Origin of the sequence: Kitasatospora sp. NPDC057965, from assembly GCF_042887135.1 — a bacterium.
GTDB lineage: Bacteria > Actinomycetota > Actinomycetes > Streptomycetales > Streptomycetaceae > Kitasatospora.
On the sequence record NZ_JBHVPZ010000004.1, the window covers coordinates 280,787 to 295,417 of the forward strand.

The 14,631-nt window shown below is 71.8% G+C and carries 9 protein-coding genes; 3 read left to right on the forward strand and 6 right to left on the reverse strand.

The genetic code is table 11. The features are described from left to right. Window positions 1–44: 44 nt before the first annotated feature. Window positions 45–2,567, reverse strand: a complete 2,523-nt coding sequence (locus ACFVVU_RS07095) for a DUF6049 family protein (RefSeq protein ID WP_387788643.1) — start codon at window positions 2,565–2,567, stop codon at window positions 45–47. A gap of 381 nt (window positions 2,568–2,948) precedes the next feature. Between ACFVVU_RS07095 and ACFVVU_RS07100 the strand changes: the two genes are divergently transcribed. Beyond that, entirely contained in the window at window positions 2,949–4,370 is a 1,422-nt protein-coding gene (locus ACFVVU_RS07100; RefSeq protein WP_387788695.1) for a CCA tRNA nucleotidyltransferase, read from the forward strand. An 80-nt stretch (window positions 4,371–4,450) separates the two neighbouring features. Here ACFVVU_RS07100 and ACFVVU_RS07105 read toward each other — a convergent pair whose 3' ends face one another. The 5 genes from ACFVVU_RS07105 to ACFVVU_RS07125 form a co-directional block, all read right to left on the reverse strand. Continuing rightward, window positions 4,451–5,557 carry a hypothetical protein gene (locus ACFVVU_RS07105; protein WP_387788644.1) on the reverse strand — a complete coding sequence of 369 codons (1,107 nt, stop codon included), beginning with the start codon at window positions 5,555–5,557 and terminating at the stop codon, window positions 4,451–4,453. A gap of 36 nt (window positions 5,558–5,593) precedes the next feature. Continuing rightward, complete coding sequence (locus ACFVVU_RS07110; RefSeq protein ID WP_387788645.1) at window positions 5,594–6,214, reverse strand: hypothetical protein; 621 nt, start codon at window positions 6,212–6,214, stop codon at window positions 5,594–5,596. Window positions 6,215–6,265: 51 nt separating this feature from the next. Then, window positions 6,266–7,609, reverse strand: coding sequence for an MFS transporter (locus tag ACFVVU_RS07115; protein WP_387788646.1), 1,344 nt, complete (start codon window positions 7,607–7,609; stop codon window positions 6,266–6,268). A gap of 138 nt (window positions 7,610–7,747) precedes the next feature. Next, a complete protein-coding gene (locus ACFVVU_RS07120; protein WP_355362533.1) occupies window positions 7,748–8,830 on the reverse strand; it encodes an inositol-3-phosphate synthase in 1,083 nt (360 codons plus the stop codon). Window positions 8,831–8,957: 127 nt separating this feature from the next. Next, on the reverse strand, window positions 8,958–9,656 hold the full coding sequence (locus ACFVVU_RS07125) for a helix-turn-helix transcriptional regulator (RefSeq protein ID WP_380686384.1): 699 nt from the start codon (window positions 9,654–9,656) through the stop codon (window positions 8,958–8,960). Window positions 9,657–10,164: 508 nt separating this feature from the next. Between ACFVVU_RS07125 and ACFVVU_RS07130 the strand changes: the two genes are divergently transcribed. Continuing rightward, window positions 10,165–12,834, forward strand: a complete 2,670-nt coding sequence (locus ACFVVU_RS07130; RefSeq protein WP_387788647.1) for a transglycosylase domain-containing protein — start codon at window positions 10,165–10,167, stop codon at window positions 12,832–12,834. Window positions 12,835–13,024: 190 nt separating this feature from the next. After that, entirely contained in the window at window positions 13,025–14,626 is a 1,602-nt protein-coding gene (locus ACFVVU_RS07135) for a glycosyltransferase family 87 protein (protein WP_380687620.1), read from the forward strand. Window positions 14,627–14,631: the final 5 nt, after the last annotated feature.

Below are 14,631 nucleotides of genomic sequence, written 5' to 3' on the forward strand. Positions count from 1 at the left end.
TGTCGTGGGGGAGGCCGCCCCGGGGTCGGGCGGTATCGGCGGTGTCAAGGACCAACCTTCTCATCACTGGTGGCCCGATCCCGGCCATCCGCGCTGCCGTGGTGCGGTGTCCGAGCGGCCGGGCCGGCCCGGTCCGTGGCGGCGCCGGGGCCGTCGTCGCGCTCCGGCCCGTTCTCCGGCCCGTCCGCCGGGTCCTCGTCCGGTCCGTTCCCGGGGCCGTCGCCCGGTCCTCCGGCCGGTCCTTCGCCCGATCCGCCGTCCGGTCCGTCCGCCGGGGCGAGCGGCGCGTCGCCCTCGTCGTCGTGCGCCACCCGGCGCTTGCGCTGGCGCAGGAACCGCACGGCCGCGAGCAGGAGCAGCACCGCGCCGCCGCCGAAGACGTACAGCACGCCGTTGGTGACCGAGGTGACGTCGACCCGGAAGACCACCGGCTCGCCGTACGGCTTCGGGTCGGGCCCGGTGGTGTACAGCTGGGCGGTCATGCTCACCGGCCCGTTGTTCTTCGCCTCGGCCGGGAACCGCAGGGTGACGCTCTGCGAGGCGGGCAGCACCAGTTCCTCCGCCGGCATCTCGACCCGGAGCCGGTTGGGCTGGCCCGGGGTCAGCACCAGCTTGAGGTTGGTGACCGTCTGGGTGAGGTCGTTGCGGACGCTGACCTGGAGCACACCGGTGTCCCCGGCGAAGGTGATGACGCGCTTCGGCGGCACCTTCACCGCTTCGGTGAGTTCCTTGAGGTAGTGCTTCACGCCGGCGCGGTAGACGGTGCCGGCCGGGGCGTCGGCGCGCCACTCGGTCGACAGCGAGCGGACCATGGCCGCGCTGAACGGCCCGCGCACCCGCTGCGGCAGGGTCAGCACCCGCATCAGCGTGTCCAGGTCGGACTGGATCCCGGTGGTGGTGGTCAGGTCGGCGGCGGACAGCTCGGAGTCGCGGATCCGGGCCGGGTAGTCGGCGGGCGTCGGGACGGTGGTGTTGGCCTTGGGGTCGGGCGTCGCCCCGGCGAGCGCGTCCAGCTTCGCCGGCTCCAGCCACTTGCCGTCCTGGGCCGCCTGGAGGGCGTTGGCCAGCACCTTGGCGGTGCCGGCGGTGAGCTCGCGCGGCGGCATGACGAGCAGGCCGCGCGGGTTCTGCGGCTCCTGCCGGGAGATCACGAAGGTCTCGGCGAGGAACCGCTGCATCGCCAGGGTCTGGTTCTGCGGGGTCGCCAGGTCCTCCTCGAACAGCGAGGAGACCAGCTGGTCGGCGACCACCGCGGTCTGCCCGTTGCCGATCGGCCGGGTGGCCGCGGGGGTGTACTTCAGCGCGTCCGACTCGGGCATGCTCGCGCCGTTCACCAGCACCAGGCCGGCGCCGGCGCGCTGGGCGACCGAGGCGATCCGCTGGTCCAGGTAGCCCCGGTAGGGCCAGGCGACGTCGGCCCGGGTGTCCACCGAGAGCCGGCCCTCGACGGTCAGCCGGCCGGCGGTGGCGGCCTTGCCGAGCGCGGCGTCGATGCCCTCCAGCTCGGCGGCGTTGTGCGCGATCGAGGCGAGGTCCGGATCGGCGTAGGGCAGCGCCACCACCTGGGTGCCGGGCTTGGCGACGGCGGCCCGCAGCTTCTCCAGCCAGGCCGTGGCGGCGGCGGTGCCGGTGCCGCGGACCGTGTTGTCGTCCTTGGCCGCGTTGCCCTCGGTGCCGGGCTTCTGCACCCGGTAGTCCTTGGTCATCGCGAACGCGGTGTCCAGCAGGTCCGGGTCGACCACCCAGGTCAGCCCGGTCATCGTGGAGCCCGTCTCGACCAGCGCGTTCAGCCGGCCGCCGGGCGCGAACTCGGCGGCCAGGCTGTCGTCCCGCAGCACCGGGACGGTCTGGTCGTTGTCGGAGAGGGTCTGCGCGGCCAGCACGGGAGCGTGCACCAGCGGCCAGATGGTGGTGACCTTGGACGGCTGCGCCTCGGCCGGGGTGGGGTTGTAGGGCAGGAAGGTGCGGCTGATGCCCAGCGGGCGGTCGCGCGGGTTGTCGGTGGTCGAGCCCCAGACGTCCACCGCCAGCTCGTACACGCCCTCGGTGGTGAGCTGGAGGTCGGAGACGGCCACGCTCAGCGTGTACGGCTGGCTCTGGCCGGGGCCGAGCTCGTTCAGCGCGTACTGCGGGCTGTCCAGCGAGATGCCGTCCGATCCCTGCGGGGTGGTCCGGCTCACCACCCCGGCGAGCTCGCTGCGGGTGGTGAGCGGCTTGCCCGCCCAGGGCTTGCGGACCGTCGCGTGCGCGGACTTGAGGACGGACTTCCCGCCGTTGGTGACGTGCCCGGAGATGGTCACGATGCCGTTGGGGACGGCCACCGGCTTGTTCACCGACTCGATGGTCATCGTCACCGGGTACTCGGCGCTGACCGTCGACTCGGACACCTGGGCCGATCCGCCGGCCGCGGCGACCGGGGCCGCCGCGGCGGCCGGGAGGCCGGGCAGCGCCGTACCGAGCACCAGCGCGGCGCCGAGGGCACCGGCCAGCCGTCGGGCTGCTCGTCGCAGGATCCGCCGGGGGCGGTCGTCCACCCGCTGTCCCGGGTGCCGTGCCGGCTCACTCACGCGGTCCGCCCTCGCTCACGGGTTCGCCCTCGCCGTTCTCGATCGCTGCTGCTGGTGCCGTGCTGCTGCGGATGTTCCGCCGGCGGTGGTGGATGCCGTGAGGATCAGCCGTGAAGAAAACGTGGTCGCCCGTCGCCCGGGCGGCCATGACGGCGCACGGCACCGCGGCCCGCCGTCGGTGCCCCGGACTCGTTCCACCGGCATGGTAACGATGTGGTGAGGGGGGCGGTGTTGCGGGCCGGGGAGTGAGCGGGTGGAAACGCGCGGGCGGCCGGGCCGCCGGGCCACGTACCCTTGTGAGCCGTGTCCACTGCCAATGAGCCCACCGCCCACCCGACCGGCGCCCATCATTCCAGTTCCGCCGTCCAGGTCGTCCCCGGCCTGAGCGAGGCCCAGACCCTGGGGCTGCAGGAACTGCTGCGGGTGTCCCCGGTCGCCGACGAGATCGCCCGCCGGTTCCAGGCGGCCGGTCACCGGCTCGCGCTGGTCGGCGGCTCGGTCCGGGACGCCCTGCTGGGCCGGCTCGGCAACGACCTGGACTTCACCACCGACGCCCGCCCCGAGCAGGTGCTCAAGCTCGTCCGCGGCTGGGCCGACGCGGTCTGGGACGTCGGCATCGCCTTCGGCACGGTCGGCGCGCGCAAGGACACCCCGCAGGGCTCCTTCCTGATCGAGATCACCACCTACCGCTCCGAGGCGTACGACCGAACCTCCCGCAAGCCCGAGGTGACCTACGGCGACACCATCGGGGAGGACCTGGTCCGCCGCGACTTCACGGTCAACGCGATGGCCGTCGACCTGCCCGGCCGCGGCTTCGTCGACCCGCACCACGGCCTGGAGGACCTGGAGGCCCGGGTGCTGCGCACCCCCGCCACGCCCGAGGAGTCCTTCTCCGACGACCCGCTGCGGATGATGCGGGCCGCCCGGTTCGCCGCCCAGCTGGACTTCGACCCGGCCCCCGACGTGGTCGCCGCGATGACCGCGATGGCCGACCGGATCGCCATCGTCTCCGCCGAGCGGGTCCAGGCCGAGCTCAACAAGCTGCTGCTGGCCAAGCACCTGGTCAAGGGCCTGCGGCTGCTGGTCGACACCGGCCTGGCCGGCCACGTGCTGCCCGAGCTGCCCGCGCTGCAGCTGGAGCGCGACGAGCACCACCGGCACAAGGACGTCTACGAGCACTCGCTGACCGTCCTGGAGCAGGCCGTCGACCTGGAGCAGGACGGCCCGGACCTCACCCTGCGGCTGGCCGCGCTGCTGCACGACATCGGCAAGCCGCGCACCCGCCGCTTCGAGTCGGACGGCCGGGTCTCCTTCCACCACCACGAGGTGGTCGGCGCCAAGATGACCCGCAAGCGGATGCGTGACCTGAAGTACTCGAAGGAGCTCACCGAGGACGTCTCGCGCCTGGTGGAGCTGCACCTGCGCTTCCACGGCTACGGCGGCGGCGAGTGGACCGACTCGGCGGTGCGCCGCTACGTCACCGACGCCGGACCGCTGCTGGAGCGGCTGCACAAGCTGACCCGCTCGGACTGCACCACCCGGAACAAGAAGAAGGCCGCCGCGCTCTCCCGCACCTACGACGGACTGGAGGTGCGGATCGGCGAGCTCAAGGCGCAGGAGGAGCTGGACGCCGTCCGCCCGGCGCTGGACGGCAACCAGATCATGGAGCTGCTCGGCCTCAAGCCCGGCCCGATGGTCGGCAAGGCGTACAAGCACATGCTGGAGCTGCGGCTGGAGCACGGCCCGCTGGAGCACGAGGCCGCGGTGGCCGCGCTGCGCTCCTGGTGGGACGCCCAGCAGTAGGCCGTGTCCCGGGCCGCGGAGCGGTCGGCGGGGGCGGTCCCGGGTTCCTCCCGGGGCCGCCCCCGCCGCTTGCCAGGGGCTCAGAGCTTCTTCAGGCAGAGGACGAAGCTGAGCGCCTCGGTGCTGGACTCACGGGTGTAGGTGCTCTCGGTGCCGGTGACGTCGTCGCAGGCCTTCTCGTTGTCGCTGGTCGCGTAGACCTTCTTGAGCACCTTGTACTGGGCCCGGGTGTCGGAGCACGGCAGCATGGTGATCCGCGGGTTGGCGTCGTGGGTGGCCGAGGTGCCGTTCTCGTTGCGCAGGCAGTCGCCGGCCTTGGCGAAGTCGATGTCGCTGGGCACCTTGGAACCGGCCGACGGGGTCGGCAGGGTGATCGTCGGCACCGGCACCGGCGGCACCGAGGGGCTCGGCGCGTGGGTCGGCGAGAAGGTCGGCGCCGGGACGGTCACCGTGGTCGGCGTGGGCAGCACCAGCGGCCGGTACGGGTCGTCGTCGTGCCGGGCGCCGAGGAACGCGCCGGTCGCGATCAGGACGATCGTCGAGCCGATTCCGAGCACCGGCAGCAGCAGCATGAAGATGTGCGGGCGCCGGGTGAGCGGCACGCCCGGGTCGAGCTGCGGTCCGTGGGTGCCGGGCGCGGGCGGCGGCAGCTCCTTGATCCGGTTGTGGGCGGCGAGGTTCCGCAGCAGGGTGACCACGGTGAAGATCCCGGAGAGGTAGCCCCACCAGCCCTGGACCAGGGTGCGGGCCGACATGTCGCGGACCATCGCGGTGCCGCAGGTGCGGCAGTACGGTCCCGGCTGCTTCAGGAACCGCATGATGATGATGATGCCCTGGTGCCCCCGGACGGTGGTGTCGACGGCCGGGAAGCCGCCGCAGAACCGGCAGACCGGTCCGCCCGGGTGGGCGTAGCCGGCCGGCGCCGGATAGCCCCCGGCCTGCGGCGGGTAGCCCGCGGCCTGCGGCGGATAGGCGTAGCCGCCGGGCGGGGCCTGGTGGGGCACGCCGTACCCGGGCGGCGCGGCCGGTGGCGGGGCGGCGGGGTAGCCGTAGCCGGCCGGCGCGGGGGCGGCCGGCGGCTGCGGGGCCGGGGCGCCGGCGTACGGGTTCCCGGTGGCGTACGGGTTGGCGCCGTCGGCGGGCGGCGTCGAGCCGTACGGCATCTGGGGCGGCGGCGGAACGGACAAGGGGATCCCCCGGAAGGAAGGTCGGGTGGCGGGCGGTCAGGACTTCTTGACCGGCGGGACGCCGGTGAGCGGGCCGAGGCAGAGCACGTACCGCTTCTTGTTCCAGCGGCGGCCGCTCTTGCCCGAGACGGTGCTGGTGGTGCCGGCGGTGCTTCGGCACTTGGTGGTGTCGGTGGTGGACTCGAACGCGGCCAGCACCTTGTAGTTCGCCTTGCTGTCGGTGCACTTGACCACCGAGACGTCGCGCGAGCCGGCGGCCCGGACGCAGTCGCCGGCCTTGGCGCCGCTGACGCTCGGGCCGCTGACGAAGTAGCCGACGATCAGGGTGATCACGCCCAGGACCAGGCCGGCCGCCTTCAGCCGGGCCTTGCCGTGGCCCTTCGCGGCCGGTGCGCCGGCCGGGAGCGGGGCGGCCGGCGGGTAGCCGTGCGGGGAGGGGTGGCCGTAGGGGGCCTGGGGGTACGGCTGGGCCGGGTAGGGCTGGGCCGGGTACTGCGCCGGGTAGGGCTGGGGCGGGTACGGCTGGGACTGGGCCGGGTACGGGGGAGTCGCCTGGGGCGGTCCGTACTGCTGGGGCACGGGCGCGCCGTAGGGCTGCGGGACCGGCGCGGGGCCGTACGGCTGTGGTGGTCCGTACGGATGTGGCGGTGTGCTCATCAGATTGTCCCCCGAGACAGACTGCTGTCGCTCCGACAGATCTGACGTACCTTAGCGACTCGCGCCGACGTCCCCGGGGAGCGGTCCGGTGCGACGGGCGGTGCGCAGGTAGAGCACGGCCGAGGCTCCGTACACCAGGGCCACGCCCAGCACGACCGGCACCGAGCGGCCGGAGAGCGGCAGCACCAGGGCGGTCACCAGGGCGGCGGCCACGAAGGCGACGTTGAAGAGCACGTCGTAGATGGCGAAGACCCGGCCCCGGTAGTCGTCCTCGACCGACTCCTGCACCACGGTGTCGGCGCAGATCTTGGTGCCCTGGGTGACCACGCCGAGCAGCAACGCCGCGATCAGGCAGGGCACCAGGCGGAAGCCCAGCCCGAGCACGGGCACGAAGAACACCGGCGCGGCCAGGCAGAGCGTCATCCAGCCGGCCAGCCCGAGCCGCCGGCTGCACCAGGGGCTGATCACCGCGGCGACGAAGAAGCCGGCCGCGGAGAGCCCGACCGCCTGGCCCAGGGTGGCCAGGCCGGCCGCGCTGTCGGTGGGGTCGTTGAAGGTGTAGCGGGCGAGCATCACCACGACCACGATCAGCACGCCGTAGCAGAACCGCGCCGCGGTGACGGCGGCCAGCGCGTGCGCCGCCGGACGGCGGTCGCGCACCAGGTGGGTGACGGCGGCCCGCAGCTCCCGGGCGGCCTGGACCAGCGCCTGGCCGAGCGCGGGGCGGTCCGGGTGGTGGGTGGGACCGAGCAGGTCGCGGTCCATCCGCAGCGCCGCCAGCGCGGCGGTCAGGTAGAGGACGGCGGCGAGGCAGACCAGGGCGGCGTCGGCCTTCGGCCCGGGGGGCATCACCTGGTGCAGCAGGAAGCCCAGCCCGCCGCCGCAGGCCGCCGCGACGGTGCCCAGGGTGGGGGAGAGGGCGTTGGCGGTGACCAGCTGCTCGCCGCGCACCACCCGGGGCAGCGCCGCCGACAGGCCGGCCAGGATGAACCGGTTGAGCGCGGTGACCAGCAGCGCGGAGGCGAAGAAGAGCCAGGTCGGGGCCTGGATCAGGAGCAGTCCGCCGGTGACCAGGCCGAGCCCGAAGCGGGCCAGGTTGCCAAGGTAGAGCACCTGGCGGCGGCGCCAGCGGTCCAGCAGCACACCGGCGAAGGGGCCGATCACCGAGAACGGCAGCAGCATCACGGCCAGCACCGAGGCGATGTCGGCCGGCGAGGACTGCTTCTCCGGGGAGAAGACCACGTAGGCCGCGAGGGAGACCTGGAAGACGCCGTCGGAGAGCTGGGACAGCACCCGGGCCGTCAGCAGCCGGCGGAAGTCACGGCCGCGCAGCAGGTCGAGGAGCGTGGCGCGGTGCGCGGCCCGGTGGGTACTGCCGTTCTCGGTGATCGCCACGTGCCCAGAGTGCCATGGAAGGGGCCGGTGTTTCACGTGAAACATTCGCCGGGAAAAGATGAACGGGCCCACGGCTGCCGACCGTGGGCCCGTTCGGAGTCCGAGCGGACCGGGCTCAGTGCCCGGAGGGGCTCAGATTCAGCGCTCGACCTCGCCGCGGATGAACTTCTCGACGTTCTCGCGGGCCTCGTCGTCGAAGTACTGGACCGGCGGGGACTTCATGAAGTACGAGGAGGCGGAGAGGATCGGGCCGCCGATGCCGCGGTCCTTGGCGATCTTCGCGGCGCGCACGGCGTCGATGATGACACCGGCGGAGTTCGGGGAGTCCCAGACCTCGAGCTTGTACTCCAGGTTCAGCGGGACGTCGCCGAACGCGCGGCCCTCCAGGCGGACGTAGGCCCACTTGCGGTCGTCCAGCCAGGCCACGTAGTCCGAGGGGCCGATGTGGACGTTGTTGGCGCCCAGCTCGCGGTCGCGGATCTGCGAGGTGACGGCCTGGGTCTTGGAGATCTTCTTGGACTCCAGGCGCTCGCGCTCGAGCATGTTCTTGAAGTCCATGTTGCCGCCGACGTTCAGCTGCATGGTGCGCTCGAGGATGACACCGCGGTCCTCGAACAGCTTGGCCATCACGCGGTGCGTGATGGTGGCGCCGACCTGGGACTTGATGTCGTCACCGACGATCGGCACGCCGGCCTCGGTGAACTTGTCCGCCCACTCCTTGGTGCCGGCGATGAACACCGGGAGGGCGTTCACGAAGGCGACCTTGGCGTCGATGGCGCACTGGGCGTAGAACTTGGCGGCCTGCTCGGAACCGACCGGCAGGTAGCAGACCAGGACGTCGACCTGGGCGTCCTTCAGGGCCTGGACGACGTCGACCGGGGCCTCGTCCGACTCCTCGATGGTCTCCCGGTAGTACTTGCCCAGACCGTCGAGGGTGTGGCCGCGCTGGACGGTGATGCCGGTCGGCGGCACGTCGCAGATCTTGATGGTGTTGTTCTCGGACGCCGTGATGGCGTGCGCGAGGTCCTGGCCGACCTTCTTGGCGTCGACGTCGAAGGCGGCGACGAACTCCACGTCACGGACGTGGTAGTCACCGAACTGGACGTGCATCAGCCCGGGGACCTTGCCGGCCGGGTCGGCGTCCTTGTAGTACTCGACACCCTGCACCAGCGACGTGGCGCAGTTGCCCACACCCACGATGGCTACGCGAACCGAACCCATTCCGGTTGCTCCCTGTGATCTCATGAGCGCCGCCGAGGGTCGGCGGGACTCGTCCTGCTTCTTCGATGACTGCTGACGGGCGCGTGACGCGCCCGCTCCTGCCGCGCGGCACAGGGCTGGCGCGGTGTCAGCGCTCCTGGTCGGAGCGCCCCGGGCGGTCGTACGGTGGCCCGGGCGGGTCCACGGACCCGTCCTCCTCGCCTCGGCCGTCCGAAGTCCTGGGTACTGAGGGGCCGGTCGTGCCGGCCGACGGGCCGGTGCGGCCGGTGCGGTTGGCCCGCTCGGTCTCGATCAGCTCGTTGAGCCAGCGGACCTCGCGCTCCACCGACTCCAGTCCGTGCCGCTGCAGCTCGACGGTGTAGTCGTCGAACCGCTCGCGGGCGCGGGCGAGCGAGTTGCGCATCCGCTCCAGGCGCTCCTCCAGCCGGCTGCGGCGGCCCTCCAGCACGCGCATCCGCACGGCCCGGTCGGTCTGGCCGAAGAAGGCGAAGTGCACGCCGAAGTGCTCGTCCTCCCAGGCGTCGGGGCCGGAGTCGGCGAGCAGTTCCTCGAACCGCTGCTTGCCCTCGGCGGAGAGCCGGTAGACGATCTTGGACCGCTTGCCGTTGAGCGCGGTGGCCGGGACGTACTCGACGTCAGGGTTGTCCTCGACCAGGAAACCCTGGGCCACCAGGCTCTTCAGACAGGGATAGAGCGTCCCGTAGGAGAACGCGCGGAACGAGCCGAGCAGGACGTTGAGCCGCTTGCGCAGCTCGTACCCGTGCATCGGGGCGTCGTGGAGCAGTCCGAGAACGGCGAACTCCAGCACTCCTGAGCGCCTGCCCACTGCTGTCGTCCTCCCTTCCCCGGCCGGTCCGCGACCCGCCTGGCTCGGCGGTATGTCGCTCCGATGTATCGGCTCGATATATCGAGAACAGTAAACCTGGCCCTTCGAACCGGCAAGGGGGACGCGCGTGAATGTGATCACAAGGCGACGCGCGGGTGTGCTTGGCAACGGGCGTGTAATGATCTGCTGCCGTTTTGCGGCTATTGGCGATTGATGCCCGATTGGTTCGGATTCCAGGCTGCGTACGCTGTCGCGTGTGCACGAGGACCACCTCCGGGGTTAGGTCGGTTGCGGGCATCGGACGTGGACCCTGCCTTCAGGCTCGACCGGCCTGGCGAGGAGTAGCTGGAACATGAGCGAACGACGGCGCAGGTCGCCAGGTGGCGACGGTCGTCCCCCGGGCGGAGACAACGGGCGAGCGGCGGGCCCCGGGCCCGACGAGCTCGGTTCGGAGGGCCTCGGCCGGCGCAGACCCCAGGGCGGGCGGGACACCGCCCAGCAGCCCCGGATGACCCGCGCCGAGATGCGCAAGGCGGCCCAGAAGGGCGGCCGGCGCGGTGGTGCGGAGGCCGGCGGCGCCGCCGCGGCCGCGGCCGGACGGGGCGCGGCTCCCGGCAAGAAGCGGTTCATCGACTACCCGCGCTTCGGCAAGCGGGGCTTCCGCCGCTGGCTGCCGTCCTGGCGGCAGTGGCTGAGCGGCGTCCTGCTCTTCGCCGCGGCCTGCGTGGGCGGGGTCTTCTACGTCTACCAGACGACCGAGATCCCCAAGCTCAACGCCCTGGTGGACGACCAGAACAACATCTACTACTGGGCCGACGGTACCGAGATGGTCCGCAAGGGTGAGACCAACCGGCAGATCGTCGAACTCGCCGACATCTCGCCCAATCTGCAGAACGCGGTCATCTCGGCGGAGAACTCGACCTTCCGCACCGACAGCGGCATCGACCCCAAGGGCATGATGCGCGCCGTGATCAACATGGCCAAGGGCGGACAGACCCAGGGCGCCTCGACGATCACCCAGCAGTACGTGAAGAACGCCTACCTGACGCAGGAGCAGACGCTCTCCCGCAAGCTCAAGGAGTTCTTCATCACCCTGAAGGTCAATCAGGAGTTCGAGAAGAACGACATCCTCAAGGGCTACCTGAACACCAGCTGGTTCGGCCGCGGCGCGACCGGCGCCCAGGCCGCCGCCCAGGCGTACTACGGCGTCAACGCCAAGGACCTGGACCTGTGCCAGAGCGCCATGCTGGCCGGCCTGCTCAAGGGCGCGTCGTTCTACGACCCGACCATCAAGGGCAACCACGACCGCGCTCAGGAGCGCTGGGCGTGGATCCTCGACCGGATGGTGGAGACCAAGAACACCACCGCCGAGGAACGGGCGAAGTGCACCACCTTCCCCGAGCCGATCAAGCAGGTCCCGCCGGCCAACATGAACGGCCAGATCAGCTACCTGGTCGAGACTGCCAACAAGTACGTCATGGCCAAGGACTCGTCGATCGACCAGCGGGCGATCGACAAGGGCGGCTTCAAGATCTACACGACCTTCCAGAAGGACAAGGTCGACGCCCTGAAGAAGGCCGTGGACGACGTCAAGGGCGAGACCCTCAACCCGCAGAAGCGCCCGGACAACGACAACTTCGTCCAGTTCGGCGCGGCCAGCATCGTGCCCAACGACGGTGCGATCGTCGCCCTCTACGGCGGTGACGGCGTGGAGAACGGCCACCACGACAACAACGCCGACGCCCAGGGCGTCCAGGTCGGCTCGACCTTCAAGCCGTTCGTGCTGGCCACCGCCATGCAGACCGGCGTGATGACCGCGACCGACGACAAGGGCAAGCCGAAGCGGATCAACGCCGACAGCCGCTACCTCTCCGACGACATGTCGGAGATCCGCAAGCCGGACGGCTCGCTGGTGATGGGGGACGACGGCAAGCCCTACCACCAGAAGAACGAGGAGAAGGGCCGACGCGGCTACGTCTCGCTGCGGATGGCCATGCAGTACTCCTACAACGTCCCCTTCGTCCAGCTGAACCAGGACGTCGGCGGCCAGAACGTCATGCAGATCGCCGAGGCGATGGGCATCCGCAAGGAGAACATCGAGAAGGAGTCGAAGACCACGACCTTCCCGCTCGGCGTCTCCACCATCAGCCCGATCCGGATGGCCGACGCCTACGCGACCTTCGCCGCCAGCGGCAAGCAGGCCGACCCGTACTCGGTCACCAAGGTGCTGATGGACGGCAAGGAGCGGCCCGGCTTCGGCAAGCACGAGACCAAGCAGGCGCTGGAGCCGGCCGTCGCCGACAACATCACCGATGTGCTGGTGAACGTGGCGAAGAACGGTACCGGTAAGAAGACCAACACCCTGGGCCGCCCGGTGGCCGGCAAGACCGGTACCACCGACGAGAACAAGTCGGCCTGGTGGGTCGGCTACACCCCGCAGCTGACCACCAGCGTGGCGATGTGGCGCGAGGACGCGGCCCACCCCGGGCGGCTCTCGCTGAACGGCACCGGCGGCAAGGACTCGGTGCACGGTGGTGACGTCCCGGCGGACGTCTTCACCCGGTACATGAAGGCCGCGCTGGCCAACGAGAAGAAGCTGGACTTCCCGACCCCGCAGCCGGTCGGCTCGCAGGTCGACTCCTCGGGTGCGCCCAGCACCGCCAGCGCCATGCCGACGCCGACCACGACCGAGACCGGGCCCACCGCCCCGACGGACCCGAACGCCGGCCAGCCGGTCCAGCCGCCGGCCAGTCAGGAGCCGGTCTGCGTCCCCGGCGTGGACTGCCCCGGCACCGTGCCCACCCAGCCGGCGCCGACCAAGACCAACCCGAACCCGGGCGGTGGCAACAACGGCGGCACCAACGGTGGCGGCACCACCGGCGGAGCCGGGGGCACCGGCGGCACCGGGGCCGGTGGTGGCACCGGCGGCGGCACCGGAGGTACCGGCGGCACCAACGGCGGCACCGGTGGTGCGGGCACCGGCGGTGCGGGTGGCACGGGCGGCACCAACCCGTCGCCGAGCTGTCTGCCCGTCATCGGCTGCTCCTCGCCGACCACGCCGCCGACCACCGACCCGGGCGGCGGCGCCGGCGGGGCGACCGGCGGTCCGACCACCAGGCCGCCCAAGCCCAGCGGATCGGCCACGGCACCCCCGAACGGCAACGTGGCGGTCCAGTAGGGGCGCCGTCGGACGGTGACCGGAAACGGCGGTGGGAGGCTCTCCGGAGCCTCCCACCGCCGTTTCGCCGTATTCGGAGCGATTCGTGCCGGTACCCCGGCGGCCGGTGGCCCGGTCGGCGCCGTCCTGCCGCGGAAAAGGGGCAGGGGCATCCTCGTACGGGCGGGCGGGGTGCGGCAGGATGTCCGCCATGACGTCCAGCGTTCGTGACGAAGAGGCCCCGGCCGCGCCGCCGGTCGGTCCGCAGGCCAACACCGTGGTGGTGCCGGCGGACGAGGATCCGGTCGCGGCGGCCGGCAGCGAGGTGATCGGTGGCCCGCCCGGACGGCGCGCGCTGCTCGGCGTCTCCTGGTGGGTCCCGGCGCGCTTCCTGGCGCTGGTGGTGATCGTGGTCTCGGTGCTGGGCATGGCGCAGAAGCTGCCCTGCTACGACGCCGCCTGGTTCCAGCCCGGCTCGCCGCAGTACGTGCACGCCTGCTACAGCGACATCCCGCACCTGTTCTCCGGGCGCGGCTTCGCGGCCGGCCTGCACCCGTACGTGGACCGGATCCCGGGCACCACCGGTGACCTCCAGTTCCTGGAGTACCCGGTGCTGACCGGCCTGTTCATGCAGATCGCGGCCTGGCTGACGCCCGGTGGCGGGTCCCTGCACGACCAGGAGCGGTGGTTCTGGACGATCAACGCCGGTCTGCTGATGGCCTGCGCGGTGGTCGCCGTGGTCGCGCTCTCCCGCACCCACCGGCGCCGCCCCTGGGACGCGCTGATGTTCGCGCTGGCGCCGACCCTGCTGCTCAACGCCACCGTCAACTGGGACCTGCTGGCCGTCGCGCTGGCCGCCGTCGCACTGGCCTGGTGGTCCGGCTCGCGGCCGGCCTGGGCCGGGGTGTTCATCGGACTGGCCACCGCGGCCAAGCTCTACCCGGTGCTGCTGCTCGGCCCACTGGTGGTGCTCTGCTGGCGGGCCGGCCGCACCCGCGACCTGCGGGCCCTGCTCGGCGGCGCCGTCGGGACCTGGCTGCTGGTCAACCTGCCGATCATGATGGCCAACTGGCAGGGCTGGTCGACCTTCTACGTCTTCAGCAAGCACCGCACCGAGGACTACGGCTCGCTGTGGCTGATCCTCATGCAGAACCGGGGCGTGGGGCTGGCGAACCTCGACACCTTCATCGCCATCCTGATGCTGCTGAGCTGCGCGGGGATAGCGTGGCTCGGCCTCGCGGCGCCCCGCCGGCCGCGGGTGGTCCAGCTGGCCTTCCTGGTGGTGGCCGCCTTCGTGGTGTTCAACAAGGTCTACTCGCCGCAGTACGTGCTCTGGCTGCTGCCGCTCGCGGTGCTGGCCCGGCCGCGCTGGCGGGACATCCTGATCTGGCAGGCCTGCGAGGTGCTCTACACCCTGGGCATCTGGTCCCACCTGGGCTTCGTCACCGGGCCCAAGCAGCACGGCATCGGCGAGTCCTGGTACCACTTCGCGATCGTGCTGCACCTGCTCGGCACGCTCTACCTGGTCGGCATGGTGGTCCGGGACATCCTGCTGCCGGATCGCGACCCGGTGCGCTGGGACGGCAGCGACGACCCGTCCGGCGGGGTGCTGGACGGGGCGGCGGACGTCTTCGTGCTCGGCACCGCCCGCCGGCTGCGCGAGGAGGAGAGCTACGCCGGGTACGCGCCGGCCGGTCCCGAGGCGTGGCTCGACGAGCCGGCCGCCACGGAGCCGCCCGTCGCGGAAGCGGTCGCCGCGGAACCGGCCGCGGCGACGGAGCCGCCCGCCGCGGAACCGGCCGCGAAGGACTGACCGGC

Coding starts and splice junctions, on each gene's coding strand:
- ACFVVU_RS07120 (WP_355362533.1), bottom strand. CDS start 8,830: ATGGGTTCGGTTCGCGTAGCCATCGTGGGTGTGGGCAACTGCGCCACG.
- ACFVVU_RS07110 (WP_387788645.1), bottom strand. CDS start 6,214: ATGAGCACACCGCCACATCCGTACGGACCACCACAGCCGTACGGCCCC.
- ACFVVU_RS07130 (WP_387788647.1), top strand. CDS start 10,165: ATGACCCGCGCCGAGATGCGCAAGGCGGCCCAGAAGGGCGGCCGGCGC.
- ACFVVU_RS07135 (WP_380687620.1), top strand. CDS start 13,025: ATGACGTCCAGCGTTCGTGACGAAGAGGCCCCGGCCGCGCCGCCGGTC.